We start from the raw sequence: 17090 nt of genomic DNA, 5'->3' as shown, positions 1-17090 counted from the left end.
TGACCTTTGCTTGTTGGGTGCAATTAATTTTACTTTTTTATTCAGCACGACTTCAGTAATGTAAAGAAGAATTTCACTAATCTAGAGATAGAAGTAAAAATCTAAAAAGTCGCGCTAGAGTAAACGAATACCTCTAATGGTGCTGTAAACTGCCTATAAAAGTGTAATATGCGGCTTTTTTGTAGTTGACTAGTACCAAATTTGAGTTACGCTGAAGGCTGATTGCTGTAAGTAAGGAGCAACAACGACAAAAATGTCTAGAGACAATATTAATTTTGGGGACTATTCCTGAAATTATCATCTTGCAAATTGAATAATTTGATACGACATATAAAATCGTTATCCACTACCCTAAGCAAGTTACCCAATTACAGACTTTACTGTTCTCTGGTAATTGTGATGAATAGTTTACAATATCAAAGAATGAGAAAATCTAAAGAAAATATAAAAGAAACTCAAATGACTATGGTGTCTGGAGGAAAAAAGTGTTTCTAAGACTGGCACATCAACATAGACAATTTGTCCAAGACTTGGTAATGAACCTACAAGCCTTGGCGATAGTACTAGAGCGGAGCGGTTATTTGGCTTCTTGCTATACCTGTGGCGACCAAATGAATAGTGCTTCATTTATGGTGAGCTTGGGAGACAGCCACCTAATCCGTTTTCTAGTATCAGATTACGGAATTACTTGGACAGAAATGCGGGATGACCGCGAGCTAATGAAATTAGAAGGTGCAGAAGCAATTCACCAATTGCAGGAACTAGCTAATCTTGTCAAGCAGTCCATGCAAACTTCTCTGGGCAGTAAGACCCTTGTCAAAAAGTCTTAAGTTGTTAAAATCGATGGCAAATGGGTTGTACTTGTTGGTAATTGGGAAAAAGGTAATGGGGCTTAATTCTTGAACACCTATTACCTATTCACCGTTACCGTAAATAGACTGTCTTTTTACTGATTTGTCAAGTGTTTTTCAGCGTCTGCTAAAATCTAATGGGAAGGAATTTAACCTATTACCCATGTAATCAAACAAATTATTCAGTAGCTTGTCAAAGTTGCTACTCAAAAGATTAAAGATGTCTGAAGAAACACCAAATCAACCACAATTACCACCAATTAGCGCCATTGACAGGGTGACGACAGCGGAATTTGATAATTGGTTTGAATATCCTGTCAGAGTGCAGCCTCACCACACCGATTATGGAGGTATTGTTTGGCATGGTACTTATTTAACTTGGATGGAAGAAGCGCGGGTAGAGTGTTTGCGCTCAATTGGAATTGACTTTGCTGATTTAGTAGCTTTAGGCTGTGATTTGCCTGTTGTAGAATTGTCAGTACGCTATCATCGGTCACTTCAATTAGGGATGATGGCAGTGATAAAAACCCGTATGGCTGAGGTAACGGGTGTCAGAATTAACTGGGATTATAAGATTGTTTCACCTGATGAGCAGCAATTATATCTGACTGCCCAAGTTACGCTAGTTGCATTAGACCGTGAAAGGGGTAAAATTATGCGTCAGCTACCTCCCACATTTAAAGCCGCATTGGCGAAAATTACTACATCAAACTAAGTAATCAATGCCAAATTAATGGTTATGAACTGGGATTAATTACGTACAGATATTTGAGAAATATTTTGAGTAATTTCAGATAGTTTATGCCAAATATCTTGGGGTGTAATCCCAAAACCAAAGTATAATAAAACCACTATCGCTGCAAAAGTAATAGCAGTTTTGATAGTGGTTTTTACTAATTTCCAAAGTATAACAAATATTATCCAAGCAACTATTAAGGTAATGATCATAATATTACATCCTTGAAAATTACTGTTGTTAAATTAAGCCATTTATTATAGGCGAAAATGTCGAATAATTTAGTTTATTTATAAAAATTTCATTAAAGTTTTATTAAATTCAATTTTTACTTTAAATTAAAAAATCATTTGACATCAACATAAATATCTTTTTCAGATTGCTTAAATTCATCATCTAAGTTATGTAGTAAATTTCTAATTTGTTGACGAAGTTCTCTAGCAGGTTCTAAACAATCACGTTGATAATCTTGTAAAGTTAATTCAAGATGAGGATAAAGTAATTTTAAAAATCCTGATGCTGTTTTGAGAATTGCTTGTTGATCTCGAATAGTAGTATGATGATCAAATTGAGTATGTTGTTGAACATATTGATAAAAACTACCATCTTTTCTTAAAGATAATAACGCTTCTCCAAAAAAATCCATTTTTAAACCGATTTGATTAGCTATCATCTCCCTTTTAAATTTAGGAATTTCCCAACCAGGTAAAATACCAGCAAAACGATCTAAAAAAGCTGTTTCTGAGAAAAATTTAGGTAGATTAGCCATTAAATTATATTTATTTTTAGGACGTTGATATTCATCAAGTTCAATATTACCTAATAATACTAAGGAACAATCACTAGCAATATCAGCAAATCCTGAACGATTATAACGTCCATTAGCAAGATAGGTTTTTAAAGGTCCAATAATTTCATCAGGATTGTCAAATGTTAAACTTTGAATTTCATCTAAAACAACTACATCGTAACGTCCTAATAAACCAACTTCTTTAGTTTTTCCATTAATAAATAATTGAGAAGGAGTTACTTTTCCTCCACTAATTACAGAAACTTTATTATTAATATTTTCATAAACAAAACTTTTTCCTGTTCCTTTAGGTGCTAATTCTATCAGATGATAATTAGGTTCAACTAAGGGAATTAAGCGAGTTAACATCCATGTTTTTGAGCGATAAGTACATGGACAGAATTAATTACACAAATAACTAACATAAAATATTAAGATATAATGAGTATATTCTGATATTTAATAAAATGATATTTATTCGAGAAATAAACCCTTTATCCGCTAAATTATTAGAGCGGATTTATCGTCAAAGTCGACATCATCAAGTACGGCAAAGAGCGCATTGTCTAATCCTAGCAAATCAAGGAGTAAAAATAGAGGAACTGATGAAAATTTTTCAAGTAAGTTACAAAACTATTTATAACTGGTTTGATAGATGGGAATCAGAAAGCATGGTGGGATTATATAATAAATCAGGGAGGGGAGCTAAATCCAAATTCAATCCTGAACAAGAACAAAAAATTAAGGAATTAGTAAAAGAAAATCCAAGGCAATTAAAACAAGTTGTTCAAAAAATCGAAGAAGAATTGGGAATTAAAAGCAGTAAAAAAACAGTTAAAAGAATATTAAAAAGATTAAAAATGAGTTGGCATCGAATGCGTAGAGCGGTAGGAGGAAAGCCTGAAGCTCAAGTATATCAAGAAAAAAAGGTGCAATTAGAAAAATTAGAGCTATTGGATAAAAAGGGAGAAATTGATTTATATTATTTAGATGAATCAGGATTTTGTCTAATTCCTTCTGTCCCTTATGCGTGGCAAGATATCGGGGAACAATTAAATATTTCGAGTTGTCGTAGTCGGCGGTTAAATGTATTAGGAATCATGAATAAACGAAATGAGCTTAAATCTTATGTTTCATATCAAACCATTAACTCTGATGTAGTTATTGCTTGTATTGATACTTTTTTTGTTACAGTAAATAAGCCAACATTTATTGTCGTAGATCAAGCATCTATTCATACTAGTGATGCTATTTTTGAAAAAATTGAAGAATGGAAAGAGCGTAATATTACTATTTTTGAATTGCCTACTTATTCCCCTCATTTGAATTTAATTGAAATTTTGTGGCGATTTATTAAGTATGAATGGATTCCTATAGATGCTTACAAAGATTGGAAAAATTCTGAGAGAATTTGGAGAAAACTATGTAATTAATTTTGTCTAACTACTTATCAACGCGACTTAATAAGTTATTTCGATAACTTACAAGTTGAGCATTATTTTTAAATAAAAGTTGAGTGATTTCCAAATCATTAGGATTATCCCACAATAGTAAATGAGGTTTATCTGTTGGTTTTGCATCTTGAAGAGATAGATTATTTATTGTTGACATAAGCTTTTTCCAATAAAGTTAAAGCATCATCCCAACGACGAATAATTTGATAAGGTAAAACGGTGCGTCTTTGTTCAATAATTCCTAAAGATTCCATTCTATTCAGATGTTGTTGTAAAGTTTCAGATTGAATACCTAAAACTGGTAAAATTCCCATCCTTTGAGCAAAAATATCATCAGTTAATACAGAAGTTTCCTGATTAAAATCTCGTTCCCACAGTTTAGCTAAAAAATAACCTATCAAATAAGTATTAGGAAGTTTAGCTTTTCCTGTTTGATATGTATCTGTTTTGATTTCTTGGATAAATTGACAATTAGCTAATGCTTGTTGTTCAACATAAGCTCTTAAAACATACTTGATTCTTTTAGGAATTTCTTTATCTAGTTCTTCAAATATAGGAATACTATTTTGAAATAAATCATTTTTACTAAAAGTTGAATTTTCAGGGAGAAAAGTATAAATAAAATAAGTCCAACCTCCCCATTCAGCAGGATTTTCTGGGATTTTATTTAAACCTTGAGTACCAAAACTTAAATAAAAGTGCATTAACCAATCAGTAATGATTGATTTTAAATAAGGATCATGTTTTAAAACTATTTTTCCTTCTGGACTTAAATAATTATCTTTAACTAAACCTGCTCTAATTGCCCAACTTTTAATTTTACCAACTTTAGCATTACCTAAACCTGTTTTTGTCATCAGATTTGGTAAAGTATCTTTTAAGCCTTCTTTTTCAGAAGCAGCATCAAGTATTCTCTTAATTTCTTCTTTTTTAAGAGAAAAATTACCGTTGAAATGCAGTTGCATTTTAGCCATAGTCTATCCAGTATTGAATAATATAAATTCTTCAGTGATTTTACTTAAAAAATCACTTGCACTTTAATGCACTCTAAAAATTGCTCTTTGGCTTTGACTGAGGTTGTAATATTCTCAGACTTATTTGGGTGCTTATGCTGATTTGATTATAGTGTATATAATAACGTTAGACTAGTTGAATATTCTAGTTTTTATGATAATTTACATTATTTTCTTAAAAAATAATCCTACACTGCACCTGATAGGATGAGTGTAGGATGATGGAAATATTTAACCAACAGAAATTATCTGTGGCTGAGTTGCTAATTTTTCTGTAGCTGTGAAAACTTCTTGTCTAGCCCATTGATCTGCTGCTAATATGTCATCTAAAGATGGATTTTGTTTATTATCATTTTGATGACTATCGCACACAAATTCAATACACTTCGCAATATCCAAATAGTGAATTTTCTCTTCTAAAAACAACGCCACAGCTTGCTCATTTGCTGCATTCAAAACCGCCGGCATAGAACCACCAGCCCGACCCGCAGCATAAGCTAAACCCATGCAAGGATACTTTTTATGATCTGGTTCACGGAAAGTTAAATCACCAGATTTTACTAAATTCAATCTTTCCCAATTAGTGTAAATTCGTTCCGGCCAAGATAAAGCATAAAGCAAAGGTAAACGCATATCTGGCCAACCCAGTTGAGCTAAAACCGAAGTATCTTGTAACTCAATTAAAGAGTGAATAATACTTTGAGGATGAATGACAATTTCAATGTTGTCGTAATCTACTCCAAACAAATAATGAGCCTCAATTACTTCCAAACCTTTATTCATCAAAGTCGCCGAATCTACAGTGATTTTTCGCCCCATTGACCAGTTAGGATGTTTAATAGCATCAGCAACTTTTACCTCTGGTAATTTTTCCACAGGCCAATCACGAAAAGCACCACCAGAAGCCGTGAGTAATATCTTTTTTAAGCCATCTTTAGGAACACCTTGCAGACATTGAAAAATAGCGGAATGCTCGGAATCTGCTGGTAATAGTTTCACTCCGTGTTTTTCCACCAAAGGTAACACCACAGGAGCGCCGGCAATGATAGTTTCTTTATTAGCTAAAGCTATATCCTTACCCGCTTCAATAGCTGCAATAGTTGGTAATAAACCCGCACAACCAACAATACCCGTTACAACGGACTGAGCATCACCATAACGCGCAACTTCTATCACTCCCGCTTCCCCAGCCAATAAAATGGGTTGAGGATTGAGGTCTTTAATAGCTTCTTTGAGTTCTGGTAATTTGTCCGCAGCAGAAATGGCCGCAATTTGGGGACGAAACTGGCGAATTTGCGCCGCGAATAACTCCACATTCCGTCCCGCAGCTAATCCGACGATTCGGAATTTATCAGGGTGTTCAGCGACGATATCTAAGGTTTGAGTACCAATTGAGCCAGTAGAACCCAGGAGAGTAATAGCTTTCACAATTTTTTAATAATTAACGTTAATTTTAAATATAAATTGCTGCGGCTACTAATTTCCCGATTTTTTGAGAACAGAATTAATATCACGTTCCATAATTTGGCTACAAGAACCTGGACGCTTATAAACACAAGTCCCTTGCCAACATTTTTGTAAAGTATAGTTTTGATATTGAGATGGTATGGAAATATTACCAATAATGTAGTTAAAACCTGCTTTTAGCTCTGCGAAATCTGCTGCTTTCTCAACTGGATATATAGGAACATTTTGATGAAAATAGGTATATCCTCCTGATAAAGCCCAATTAATACCCCAAAGCCCCAACCCGCAGACATTTTTATGTGTACTTAAACTTTGTAAAGCTAATAAATTATTAGTTACGCCATACAAATGTGTAATTTCTAAATTAGTTCCAAAAGTAGAAAAACTCAAAGAATTATAAATATTAAATCTGCTTAATAGAGCAATAGAAGTCGTAGTCCAAAGAGCAAGACAGAGGAATATTGCTATAATTTTTTTTGGTAGTGAATCCCATCTGCGTGACAGACTTAAAACTAATTCTGATGTTCCTATTCCTGCTAATATCATTACCATTGGTAATGCTGGATAAATAAAACGATATTCTTTATGAGCTAACAAACTGTGAGACAAAATAATAATTAAAGCTGACCATGCTAAAAGAGGAAGACGACGTGAACCTATAAGCGCGAGAATAATAATAGGGAGGGATAACCAAGACCAACTTTTAAATAAGAAAATAAAATATTCATACCAAGGAGAAACTCCATAAAGTTTACTTCTCCCTTCTACAAGATTTACCCAAATATTTAACCAAAAAGATTGAAAAGGATAAGACCATGTGAAACCATCTACAGTTCCAAAGATGAGTATGGGAGCGATCATACCTAACATCATTGGCAACCATTTATTACGCCAATCTTTTCTACAAATGTAGACTACTGTAAATAATATAGCTGGGATAAAATGAATTCTTAATGCTAGAGATATGCCCAACAAACATCCCGATAGACACAGACGATTTCTAGATGAAAATGAATTTTTTTCAACTCCTAAATAAACTCCAGGTAAGAGAAAATGAGTAGCGACAACTTCAGTAAAAGCTTTGGGGGAAAAATAGATAAATTCAAACCAGATAGTACAAATAAAAGCACAAATAAAAGCTGTAATTGTTCCTCCTATTTTTTTGCCCCATAAATAAGCAACTAAGATATTACTGAGGGAGAGTAAAGATAAAAATATATTAACTCCTATTAAATATCCAGTAGAACCTTCTCCCATCCATGACGTGAGACTCATAACACCTGCTAAAATCCCTGGTAATACCCAAGAACGAATACCATCTCTAAATTCCCAGGTAACGATACCATGACCAAAAGCTAATCTATGTGCAGGTTCTAAGGATTGGAAAATTTCATCTGCCCAAAATATATTTGGGAATTTTACAGCCATCCCCACACGCAGCATTAAGGCAATAATAATTAGGATGCCTAATAATAAGTATTCTGGTTTAACTCGGCGATTCATCTGTTGTTATAATGGGATTATATTATGTGGATAATATGATCATCCGACAAGTTTTAACTATGATTTTCTGATTCAGATTCTACAACTTCAAATTTTACTTTATTATATAAATCTTGTAAAGAAATTTCAAAAGGTACAGTGACAAGAGATATGTTTTCATCTTCTTCATCATACTCACATAAATTCCATCTTTTCTTGCCAGTTTTAGAAAATTGTTCTACATGAATTCGGTTTTGGTCAATTAATAAATATTCTTGGAAACTGGGAATTGTTCTGTAAGCTTCAAATTTATCTTCTCTGTCGTAACCTTTGGTAGACTTAGATAAAACTTCAATAATTACCTGGGGATTTGTAATTGTATCCGTGCGATTATTGAAAAATTCTGGCTGATCTGCAATAATCATCACATCTGGATAAGTGTATATTAGTCTTTGGGGTATCCACAGACGCATATCACCCATAAAAACTTCGTAATTTTCTTGTTGTCGAAAGGCAAAATTCAGCGTGGCGTAAAAATTACCTGTAATGCGGTTATGATTTATGGATGCACCAGCAATAGGAATAATTTGTCCTTCAATGTATTCGCTTTTGTAGTCAGCGGTTGCTTCTAATTCCAGATATTCCTCTGGGGTGTAATATTGCTTTTCTGTTAGTTGCATATTTTTGATTAGAAAGCTATCTACATTAATTTAGCATATTAGCAATAGTTATTGCTAACTATATCCACTATGAATTTGCTAATATTTCAATTTTTTATCTTCAAACGTATACCTTGTTTGGGATAATTAAAACTGAAAAATGAATACTAAAAATATAAGTTTAGTACATTTCCATCGTTTCGAGATTCAAAATACATAAATTTAAGATTATTAAGGAACTTTTTATAATATGAAAAAAAGCAAATTCCCCATAGTGATTACACCTTATTTAATTATTTATGGTGCATTTATTGTTTGTGCAATTGTGGGGATGATAATTTCCCCCGATGCTTTTCATAAATTTTTCTCTGCAACTCAATTACCCCGTGCAATTCCCCCTCAATTACCTCACAGAAGTTATTATTGGGATATTGAACTTTATGCAAATATGGCTTTGCAAAATACCTGCACTGCTTTTTACCCTCTTTGGGGTTTTATAGTAGGTTGGATATTTCATCCCCAAAATTTAGAGCAATTTGCTCATGGGATGAAAATAACAGCTACAGCATTTTTTTTGATTTCCACCCCTCTAGTATTTTGGGTATTTCAAAAAGCTTTTAAAAATCAATATTTGGCATTAATTATCACTCTTGCTTACACTGTCAACCCTATGGCAATTTTCCGCGTTATAGGTTACACAGAAAGCTTATTTTCTCTACTGGCAATTTTGTTTATATGGCTACTTTTAAAAGAAAATAAACTAAATGAAAAAATCAAGTTAATACTGCTGTCATTGCTTGTTATTTTCATGGCTTTAACTCGTCCAGTATTAATTCAAATGATATTTGCTTCCACATTATCATTAATTACCATATTTTTGTTAACCAAACAAGTTAGGATAAATCATATTTTTAGAACCATTACAATATGTATTTCATCCATATTAGGATATTCTATTTATGGATTTTCATGCCTTCAATTAAGAGGTGACTTTTTTGCACCATTTCATGATCAAAAACTATGGGGTAAAAAATTAGGATTGCATTTAGACTTACTATTTTTTCCTAAATCTCCTTTGTTTGATTTATTAGGCTTATATCTGCCGATTATAATTTTCATAATTGCGTTGTTTGTCATTTATTGGAAAATAAAAAACTATCAGCCTTCGGTATTTGTTCCCAAAATTTTTATTTGGGACATTTTAATCATGTATCCACCAGTTTTAACATTAGCATATATATTTACATCCATATTTACCTTGTTCCGTGGTGTAAAAAAGCAAATTATTACCTCTAAATTTACCCAAAGTTTACAGGATAATTATGTATTTTGGTTTTGTATGTATTTTTCAATAATTAACTCTTTAATTGTATTTTTTAGCCAAAACCGCCTTGCTAGTCTAGCACGATATATATTCGCAATACCTTTCTTTTTTCTAGCATTAGGATATCTATATTGTTGTTTTCCAGGAAAAAGAAAATATAAAACTTTATTATTTATGACGATAATATCCGGCTTTGGCCTTGTAGAACAATGGATTAATTATGGAAAAGATCAATGGTTGGGTTAAAATATCAAATTATCATGAAGTAAAAAATTATCTGCGTTTATCTGCGTGCATCTGTGTTTAATTATTGTTTAATTATTACTGCTTGTACCTCACTTGAATAGGAATTGCTATAATTGTGAAATCAATGTAAAACCATTAACTTCACCTATAACTTTACTCTGACTTAAATTCATTTTCTCCATAGTCTCTTTATCTAACAACAAATAAGATTTATTCGCCAACATTCCCTGCAAACTCTCAACAGAAACAGCAACCACTTTACAATCACTATAAAAATCTAAACTAGGACGGCCATAACTAAAAGAAGTATAAATTGTTGTTCCTGCTGGAATATGTTGGCGAATTAATGCAGCAACTGGTTTAACTGGAAACGCTTCATTTAATTCCCATATCCAAGAATTTGAAATCATTAACAACAATAAAACTAAATACATTCCAGTAAATAAAACAGGGATAAAATTACGATTTCGTTTGATAACTAACCATGTAGCAATACTCATACTAATTGCTAAAACAATACTCATAATAATTAATGCAGGTTGTGGGTCAGCAAAAATAAAATAAACACCACCTCCCAAACCAGCAACAGTTAGAAAAGTAAAAAATCCTCCCAAAAATTTGATATTAAACTTCCCTTCCTGCCAAATTTCGCTCAAATTAACACCAATTGCTAAAGCTAAAAATGGATATATAGGCATCACATACCAGGGCAGTTTTGTACTCATAAATGAGATAGTCCCAAAGTAAATAAATGTGTCAATCATAATCAAACAACCCCAAGTTGTCTGACGTTTTCTCCAAGCTAAATATAACCCTCCGGGCAAAAACAACAACCAGGGAAAACCATATTTAAGTATTTCTATGGAATAGTACCAAACAGGTCCACTATGACCTTCTACAGATTCTACCAGTCGGGCAAAAGTTTGGGATTGAAAATTTGTTTGTAAGAAATTCTCACCATAATGTTGCCATTGGGCAATATACCAAGCAATTGGTAAAGCATTTCCTAATAAAATGCCTAGCCATAAATATAAACTTTTAAATAAATAAAACTGTCTATTTGCTAGGATAAATAACCCAGCAATTCCCCCCAACAGCAAAACTATCATCCCCTTTGTGAGAGTAATTAACCCTAAACAAAAACCAATTCCTAAAGCATAAATTCGCTGCTGACGTGATTTTAAAATACAAAATAATAACAACAAAAAAAATGTAATAACTGCACCATCTAACATTGCTAGTCTGCCATGACGCACCACAGGTAACATGGTCATGTAAACTAAAGCAGTAAATAATGCTGGTAAACTTTGGTTAAAAACGAAATTTCCTACCGAGTAAAGTAAAGGCACACTCAACGCAGTTAATACCGCACTTGGTAAGCGGGTTGTCCATTCATTTACACCACCAAAAGAATAAGCAACAGCGATTAACCAGTGTATCAAAGGTGGTTTATTATGATATGGTTCACCTCCTAAAGTGGGATAAAGCCAAACCATTTTATCTACTGGGTTACGGTAAATTTCACGGGCAACTTGGGCTATAGTTCCTTCATCCCAATCTCGTAAAGGTAAGTTTCCTAAACATATCACCCACAGGAATAAAGATGTAAATAATAACCATAATAACCAGTGTTTATTCCTCATATTTAAAAGTTAATTAATGGCAAGAATTTCATAATATTGGTGACAGTTTTTAAAGTCTTTAATTCTGGTATGTCTGGTTTTATTTTTTCAGCTATAGCTAATGGTATTTCAGCTTTTCTGGGTTGAAAACTATACAAATGTATAAAACCTAAATAAGTCCATAAATAAGGATTTTGGCTATCGTATTTAGTTAATTCTGTTAAATTCTGAATTAATTCTGGTGCTTTGCGTTGTAACAGTTGTGATAAAACTAGACTATAACGCCAATTGAGGTTATCCGGTGCGGTTTTGAGGTAATAATTAGCTGCAAATTCAATTTGTTTTAAATAATCTTGCGTGGGATCATATTGATTAAGATTATTTATCTGTTCAAATATATTTTCCAATTTACCATTTTGTAATTCCGGTGTTAATTGGGAGATACGAGAAATTAAATCTAAAGGTGGTGATTTTTCGATGTTTCCTTTATCTGTCACATTGACGATTACATTAGTATTATTTAAAGGTGTAGTTTGGCCATTTCTTCTATCTAAATAAAGTGCAGATAGTTGATATTTACCTAAAGGTAGAGTTTTGGGAATAAATGTAGATAAATTCTCAGTTACTCTAAAAGTTCCTTGGGGATGACATTTCAATCCACAGTATAAATTTCCCAAAGCAATACCATGATCATGATTCCATTCTCCTTGTTGATTTTGCCATTTTAATAGCAATAAACCATTTTGCAAATCATCCCATTTACCTATAATTTGATAACTAACAGGATTATTTTTGGCTTTGATTAATTGCTTAGAAATTTCAATTTTTTCTAAAGAAACTAACGTATCAGAATCATTCAATTTTTCGATAACTACATCAGGATTTTTGCGGTGATATAATCGTAATTTATCCTTATTTGGTAATTCCCATTCACTTTGTAGTTTCAAATCAGGATCAGATTCGACTAAGGATTTTAATTTGCGTTTAGTTTCTCCTTTCTCTCCTTCTTGTTCTGGTTCATTTTCTCTCGTAATATACCAGGAGAAATACTGCAAATCTTGGTTGATATCAGCTAATTTTGTAGTTAATTTCCTACCATACACACGAAAATCTGCCAATTTACCAAAATAGTCTAAAGTAAACTCGTTTATTTGCGATGTTGAAACCGGAATTATTCCTAAAGTTGAGCGCAAATAAGGAGTTGTTTTGTTAATTTCATCTATCAATTGCGAAAGGGGATATTTTTTAGCATCATCATTAGGTAAATGTTTTCCTCCCCAGGCTTGAATTAGGGGTAAAGGAAATAAGTTATTCAGTAAAACAATGATACTTAATCCTAAAGTTACTAACCTCAGTTGATCAAATTTGTTATTTTCTATTAAATTGAAAAAATAAGCTAAAATTAAACTGATAATTGGAAATACAGGCAAAATAAATCTAATATCTTTGTTTGTACCCAAAGTGCAAAGTATGTAACTGCTAACTAGAGAAATTAATAACCAATTTAAACCAGGGTTTTGCAAGCTAGTGTTAATTGCATTCTGAGAAAACTTATGTTTAATTAGATAAACCAATAAAATCCCAAAACTCACACACAATATTGGTAAACCTATAGCTTCTGGTGCAAGGTGTGGATAATATAACCATCCAGCAATAGTTGTTGCAGCAGGATCACCCTCTCGTTTTCCCACACTGTTAGCGTGTAAAGCCGAAGTGATAATTGTTAACCAATTTAAACTATACCAAAACCCACAAACTAACCAAGCTAAAGTTAAAGATAGCCCAGTTTGGATTATTTTAATAAATTTACGGTTTCTAATAAAGCTAACTAATATCCAGACACTAGGAATTAAAATGAAAATAAATCCTGTGGGTTTAGCTAACATGATTAATCCTATTGATAATCCCAATATCAGGCTTAATATCCATGATATTAAACCAGTGTGACTATCTTTCCAAATTGTTAAAACTGTAAAAGTTACTATGACGACTGCTGTTAAACCATAGTCTAGCAAATAATCTGTTCTCATTGCTCCTAAAACAGGAAATAATAAACAAAAGATACTGGCAGTGATGCCGATTTTGCTATTTTTAAATAAATATGTTCCCAGATGATATACTGATAGTATAATTATTGCTGAATATAATAAATTAACTAAAGTTGCTTGGTCGTATCCCTTGCCAAAGAGAAACAAAAAAGGTACTGTGCAAATATACACAAAAGGAGCGCGATAACTAGGGGTTAATTCCCACAGAGATAACCACCATTCACCGGATAAGAGATTGAAATTATCGAAAATATGATAATGACTTAATGCTCCTGTTAAATGTGCGCTTTGATCATAAGCTGGAATAGAGTCATCTAATAAAAACCAACTTCTATCTATAACTAATCCTACTAACCAAATTATTAATAATATGAGATGATCTTTTTTAAACTTAGCAGCATGAAAATAATTCATATTTATTTAGAGATAAACAAAGTTTGGCTGAATCTAAATTATCAATAAGTGTGAATCAACCTATCTACTCCCTAGTTATCCCCATTTACAACGAAGAGGAGAATATCACAGAAATGTATAGCCGTTTAACTAATGTCATGGCACAGTTAGACGGTGAAGTTGAACTAATTTTAATTGATGATGGTAGCCGCGATCGCTCTTTGAGTATGATCCGCGAACTCCACAATCATGATAGTCGAGTCCGTTACCTGAGTCTAGCAAGAAATTTTGGACATCAAATTGCCGTCACCGCAGGTTTAAACTTTGTCCAAGGTAAAAGCATCATTGTCATGGATGCTGACTTACAAGACCCACCAGAATTAATTTTAACGATGATTGAAAAATGGCATGAAGGATATCAAGTCGTTTATGCCCAACGTATATCTCGTCAAAAAGAAAGCTGGCTAAAACGCTTAACTGCGTATCTTTTTTATCGCATTCTCAAGCGTTTGGCTAAAGTTGATATCCCTGTGGACACAGGAGACTTCTGCTTAATGGATAGACAAGTAGTAGATATCCTCAATGCTATGCCAGAACGCAACCGCTACATTCGTGGTTTACGTGCTTGGGTAGGTTTCCCACAAACATCCGTACTTTTTGAGCGAAATCCCCGTTATGCTGGAGACGTAAAATATACTTTTGGTAAATCTTTATCCTTAGCAATTGATGGTATTATTTCTTTTTCCAGAGTTCCCCTGAGACTAGCTACCTATTTAGGGCTTTTATCAGCTGCTATTGCTTTAATCATGATATTGTTAGTGCTTTATTGGCGGATATTTGCACCAGTGTCTAATTTAATAGGTTATACATTAATTACTATTGCGATGTTTTTTCTCGGTTCAGTGCAGTTAATTTGTATTGGTATTTTAGGTGAATATATTGGTCGGATATACGAAGAAGTTAAAGGTCGTCCTCTTTATACATTAAAAGAAACTGGAGGTTTTACAAAAACTTGAAATATTGACTTAAAAAGACGGGAACATTCTTAGTTATATTTCCAACATAATTACTAGAGCAGGATTTTTATTAGAACTAAGCTGTGATGTTATTGGTGAAGTAGCCCATATACTATGGTTAACGAAAGTTAACCTCAGTATTACTGCTCCTCTGGTATCGGTTAGTTATAGCAGGTGACAGTCTGAAGAGTCTTTTGGTGTCTAGGTTTTATAATCAGTTTGTGTCCTAACCGCCCTGTCCGTTGCTGTATATATCTTTTATGAATGATTAGCGCATTTTGTTTTAAAACAACCTATTCCTCTAATACGTGTCAAAGGATTTAGTTTGCTCGTCATAGGAGTTATTTGATTAAGTAGGTGGGCGTGAATATTTATTGTTAGAGTAAGGTAAGAGAGAAACAGGTTTAAGCGATGTTAATTTTTGTACACATAGTTATCTTTAATGCTGCCTACCGACTTAGTTTGAAGAAAATAACATCAAAATCAGAATTATTTCATGCAATTGATACACATGGTAATTCTTGATTAATCCAATTATTTTCCCCATATTCTAGAAGAGTATCTAGCTTAACGACTAACTATAGCTTAATAATGGGAAACTATGATTAGTTGATTTTGGGTTCAATATTTCCTAGACTTCCAAAAACAGCAATATGCCTTTAAAAATTTAATTTTTTCTTTAAAAAGAAGGAACGAACTAAAAACTTAAAATATACATTAACGGTGATGTTACTGATAGTTTGTGCCGTTATTTTAGTTTAGATACTCTATTCTTATTGGCTATTTCTGTGGAATAATCATTGATTCATTAACCTACTATGTTGACAAAACTACAAAAGTCAGGGATTCATCACTTAAGGGGTTAGCTCAATGCTCAATGGTAACGTTTTAGGCAAATGCGTATAATTTATCATGCTAGATTGCGGAATTTCTGTAACTTTGTATCGCAATTTTCATGATTGATAGTAAGCCGTTGAGTATCTAATATCTAGACAAAATGTGTTATAACCTACCGTCAGAACCCTGGCTGATGGTTCAACCCTTGAAGGAGCTATATAGTGGAACAAAATAAATCGTTTTTTTGGCCGCAAGGAATATTAATTGCATTGGTTTGTCTAACTGGTACTGTGGGAATTGGTTTTATGATGCTAGTCAAACCAAATGCATCTGAAGCCCAAAGTAGCCAAAATTTGCTTGTTAATGATATTGCTGCTAATGTAAGCACTCAGGAGCGTATTGAAGAATTTAAGGCAATAATGCTCAATAGTTGGCAGCAAGAAGCACAAGCAAAAGGCATTGCTCCTGATTTACCATCACGGTTTCAAGGGGCAATTATTAAGGAAGCTAAACTCCCTCCAGAAGACAAAGTTATTGCACTCACTTTTGATGATGGTCCTTGGCCTAAAAGCACAATTCAAGTACTAGATATTCTCAAAAAGAATAAGATTAAGGGGACATTTTTTGTTGTTGGGCAAAATGTCAAGAATTATCCTGAATTAGCCAAGCGGGTAGTTAGTGAAGGTCACACCATTGCTAATCATACTTGGCATCATTGGTATCACCACATGAACCCGCAAATGGCGGCTTACGAAATTGACAAAACCACAGACATAATTTATCAAACCACAGGAGTGAAAACCAGTTTGTTTCGTCCACCCGGTGGCATTATGAATAATGGTGTTGTTGCTTATGCGAAAAGTAATAAATACGGCATTATTGTCTGGTCTGCTGACTCAGTAGACTACTCTCGTCCCTCCGTACCCAAATTAATTAATAATGTCTTTAGGTCTGCAAAACCAGGCGGTATCGTATTAATGCATGATGGAGGTGGTAATCGCTCTCACACCGTCACAGCGTTACCAGAAATTATCAGTAAGTTTCGTAAACAAGGTTATAAGTTTGTTACCATTCCTGAGCTTTTAGAACTGCAAGATAAAAACCAGGCGTTAATTGCTAACAAGAAGTAAATCACCTGTTTTCAGGGCGGGG

At 33.2% G+C, this 17090-nt stretch carries 13 protein-coding genes and 2 pseudogenes; 6 read left to right on the top strand and 9 right to left on the bottom strand.

Annotation, left to right across the window (positions count from 1 at the left end):
• Window positions 1-485 precede the first annotated feature (485 nt).
• Both ANA7108_RS0109920 and ANA7108_RS0109915 read left to right on the top strand, forming a co-directional pair.
• A complete protein-coding gene (locus tag ANA7108_RS0109920; RefSeq protein WP_026104090.1) occupies window positions 486-830 on the top strand; it encodes a DUF1815 family protein in 345 nt (114 codons plus the stop codon).
• A gap of 241 nt (window positions 831-1071) precedes the next feature.
• A complete protein-coding gene (locus ANA7108_RS0109915) occupies window positions 1072-1566 on the top strand; it encodes a thioesterase family protein (RefSeq protein WP_016950631.1) in 495 nt (164 codons plus the stop codon).
• Window positions 1567-1601: 35 nt separating this feature from the next.
• Here ANA7108_RS0109915 and ANA7108_RS0109910 read toward each other — a convergent pair whose 3' ends face one another.
• Both ANA7108_RS0109910 and ANA7108_RS27135 read right to left on the bottom strand, forming a co-directional pair.
• Window positions 1602-1799, bottom strand: coding sequence for a hypothetical protein (locus ANA7108_RS0109910; protein ID WP_016950630.1), 198 nt, complete (start codon window positions 1797-1799; stop codon window positions 1602-1604).
• Window positions 1800-1933: 134 nt separating this feature from the next.
• Window positions 1934-2752 (bottom strand): annotated as a pseudogene (locus ANA7108_RS27135) (BREX system Lon protease-like protein BrxL); the annotation flags it as partial.
• Window positions 2753-2844: 92 nt separating this feature from the next.
• On the opposite strand from ANA7108_RS27135, the pseudogene ANA7108_RS27130 reads away from it, so the two are divergent.
• Window positions 2845-3820 (top strand): annotated as a pseudogene (locus ANA7108_RS27130) (IS630 family transposase).
• On the opposite strand, the gene ANA7108_RS30160 reads toward ANA7108_RS27130, so the two are convergent.
• The 5 genes from ANA7108_RS30160 to ANA7108_RS0109875 all read right to left on the bottom strand — a co-directional run bounded on the left by ANA7108_RS30160 (window position 3821) and on the right by ANA7108_RS0109875 (window position 8473).
• Entirely contained in the window at window positions 3821-3988 is a 168-nt protein-coding gene (locus ANA7108_RS30160) for a hypothetical protein (RefSeq protein WP_016950627.1), read from the bottom strand.
• Window positions 3972-4805, bottom strand: a complete 834-nt coding sequence (locus tag ANA7108_RS0109890; protein WP_016950626.1) for a DUF4007 family protein — start codon at window positions 4803-4805, stop codon at window positions 3972-3974. Before ANA7108_RS0109890 ends, ANA7108_RS30160 begins: the two co-directional genes overlap by 17 nt.
• 270 nt (window positions 4806-5075) lie before the next feature.
• Window positions 5076-6272, bottom strand: coding sequence for a 1-deoxy-D-xylulose-5-phosphate reductoisomerase (locus ANA7108_RS0109885; protein WP_016950625.1), 1197 nt, complete (start codon window positions 6270-6272; stop codon window positions 5076-5078).
• A gap of 48 nt (window positions 6273-6320) precedes the next feature.
• Entirely contained in the window at window positions 6321-7814 is a 1494-nt protein-coding gene (locus ANA7108_RS0109880; protein WP_016950624.1) for a hypothetical protein, read from the bottom strand.
• 53 nt (window positions 7815-7867) lie between these two features.
• Window positions 7868-8473 carry a Uma2 family endonuclease gene (locus tag ANA7108_RS0109875; protein ID WP_016950623.1) on the bottom strand — a complete coding sequence of 202 codons (606 nt, stop codon included), beginning with the start codon at window positions 8471-8473 and terminating at the stop codon, window positions 7868-7870.
• A 229-nt stretch (window positions 8474-8702) separates the two neighbouring features.
• Here ANA7108_RS0109875 and ANA7108_RS0109870 point away from each other — a divergent pair, with 229 nt between their 5' ends.
• Window positions 8703-10022 carry a hypothetical protein gene (locus tag ANA7108_RS0109870; protein ID WP_016950622.1) on the top strand — a complete coding sequence of 440 codons (1320 nt, stop codon included), beginning with the start codon at window positions 8703-8705 and terminating at the stop codon, window positions 10020-10022.
• A gap of 107 nt (window positions 10023-10129) precedes the next feature.
• Here the strand turns inward: ANA7108_RS0109870 and ANA7108_RS0109865 are convergent, their stop codons facing one another.
• Together ANA7108_RS0109865 and ANA7108_RS0109860 are read right to left on the bottom strand one after the other, a co-directional pair.
• Complete coding sequence (locus ANA7108_RS0109865) at window positions 10130-11665, bottom strand: glycosyltransferase family 39 protein (protein WP_016950621.1); 1536 nt, start codon at window positions 11663-11665, stop codon at window positions 10130-10132.
• A gap of 2 nt (window positions 11666-11667) precedes the next feature.
• Window positions 11668-14106 carry a glycosyltransferase family 39 protein gene (locus ANA7108_RS0109860; protein ID WP_016950620.1) on the bottom strand — a complete coding sequence of 813 codons (2439 nt, stop codon included), beginning with the start codon at window positions 14104-14106 and terminating at the stop codon, window positions 11668-11670.
• 50 nt (window positions 14107-14156) lie between these two features.
• Here ANA7108_RS0109860 and ANA7108_RS0109855 point away from each other — a divergent pair, with 50 nt between their 5' ends.
• Window positions 14157-15101, top strand: a complete 945-nt coding sequence (locus tag ANA7108_RS0109855) for a glycosyltransferase family 2 protein (protein ID WP_026104089.1) — start codon at window positions 14157-14159, stop codon at window positions 15099-15101.
• A 1058-nt stretch (window positions 15102-16159) separates the two neighbouring features.
• Window positions 16160-17068, top strand: coding sequence for a polysaccharide deacetylase family protein (locus tag ANA7108_RS0109850; protein WP_016950618.1), 909 nt, complete (start codon window positions 16160-16162; stop codon window positions 17066-17068).
• Window positions 17069-17090 lie beyond the last annotated feature (22 nt).

Source organism: Anabaena sp. PCC 7108 (genome assembly GCF_000332135.1).
Lineage (GTDB): Bacteria > Cyanobacteriota > Cyanobacteriia > Cyanobacteriales > Nostocaceae > Anabaena.
Note: the sequence above shows the minus strand (reverse complement) of the source record. Positions and strands in the feature narration are given on the sequence as shown.

What these genes read in the sequence shown, in the direction of transcription:
- ANA7108_RS0109865 (WP_016950621.1), bottom strand. Translation starts at nt 11,665, where the DNA reads ATGAGGAATAAACACTGGTTATTATGGTTATTATTTACATCTTTATTC.
- ANA7108_RS0109890 (WP_016950626.1), bottom strand. Translation starts at nt 4,805, where the DNA reads ATGGCTAAAATGCAACTGCATTTCAACGGTAATTTTTCTCTTAAAAAA.
- ANA7108_RS0109880 (WP_016950624.1), bottom strand. Translation starts at nt 7,814, where the DNA reads ATGAATCGCCGAGTTAAACCAGAATACTTATTATTAGGCATCCTAATT.
- ANA7108_RS30160 (WP_016950627.1), bottom strand. Translation starts at nt 3,988, where the DNA reads ATGTCAACAATAAATAATCTATCTCTTCAAGATGCAAAACCAACAGAT.
- ANA7108_RS0109875 (WP_016950623.1), bottom strand. Translation starts at nt 8,473, where the DNA reads ATGCAACTAACAGAAAAGCAATATTACACCCCAGAGGAATATCTGGAA.
- ANA7108_RS0109860 (WP_016950620.1), bottom strand. Translation starts at nt 14,106, where the DNA reads ATGAATTATTTTCATGCTGCTAAGTTTAAAAAAGATCATCTCATATTA.
- ANA7108_RS0109870 (WP_016950622.1), top strand. Translation starts at nt 8,703, where the DNA reads ATGAAAAAAAGCAAATTCCCCATAGTGATTACACCTTATTTAATTATT.
- ANA7108_RS0109910 (WP_016950630.1), bottom strand. Translation starts at nt 1,799, where the DNA reads ATGATCATTACCTTAATAGTTGCTTGGATAATATTTGTTATACTTTGG.
- ANA7108_RS0109915 (WP_016950631.1), top strand. Translation starts at nt 1,072, where the DNA reads ATGTCTGAAGAAACACCAAATCAACCACAATTACCACCAATTAGCGCC.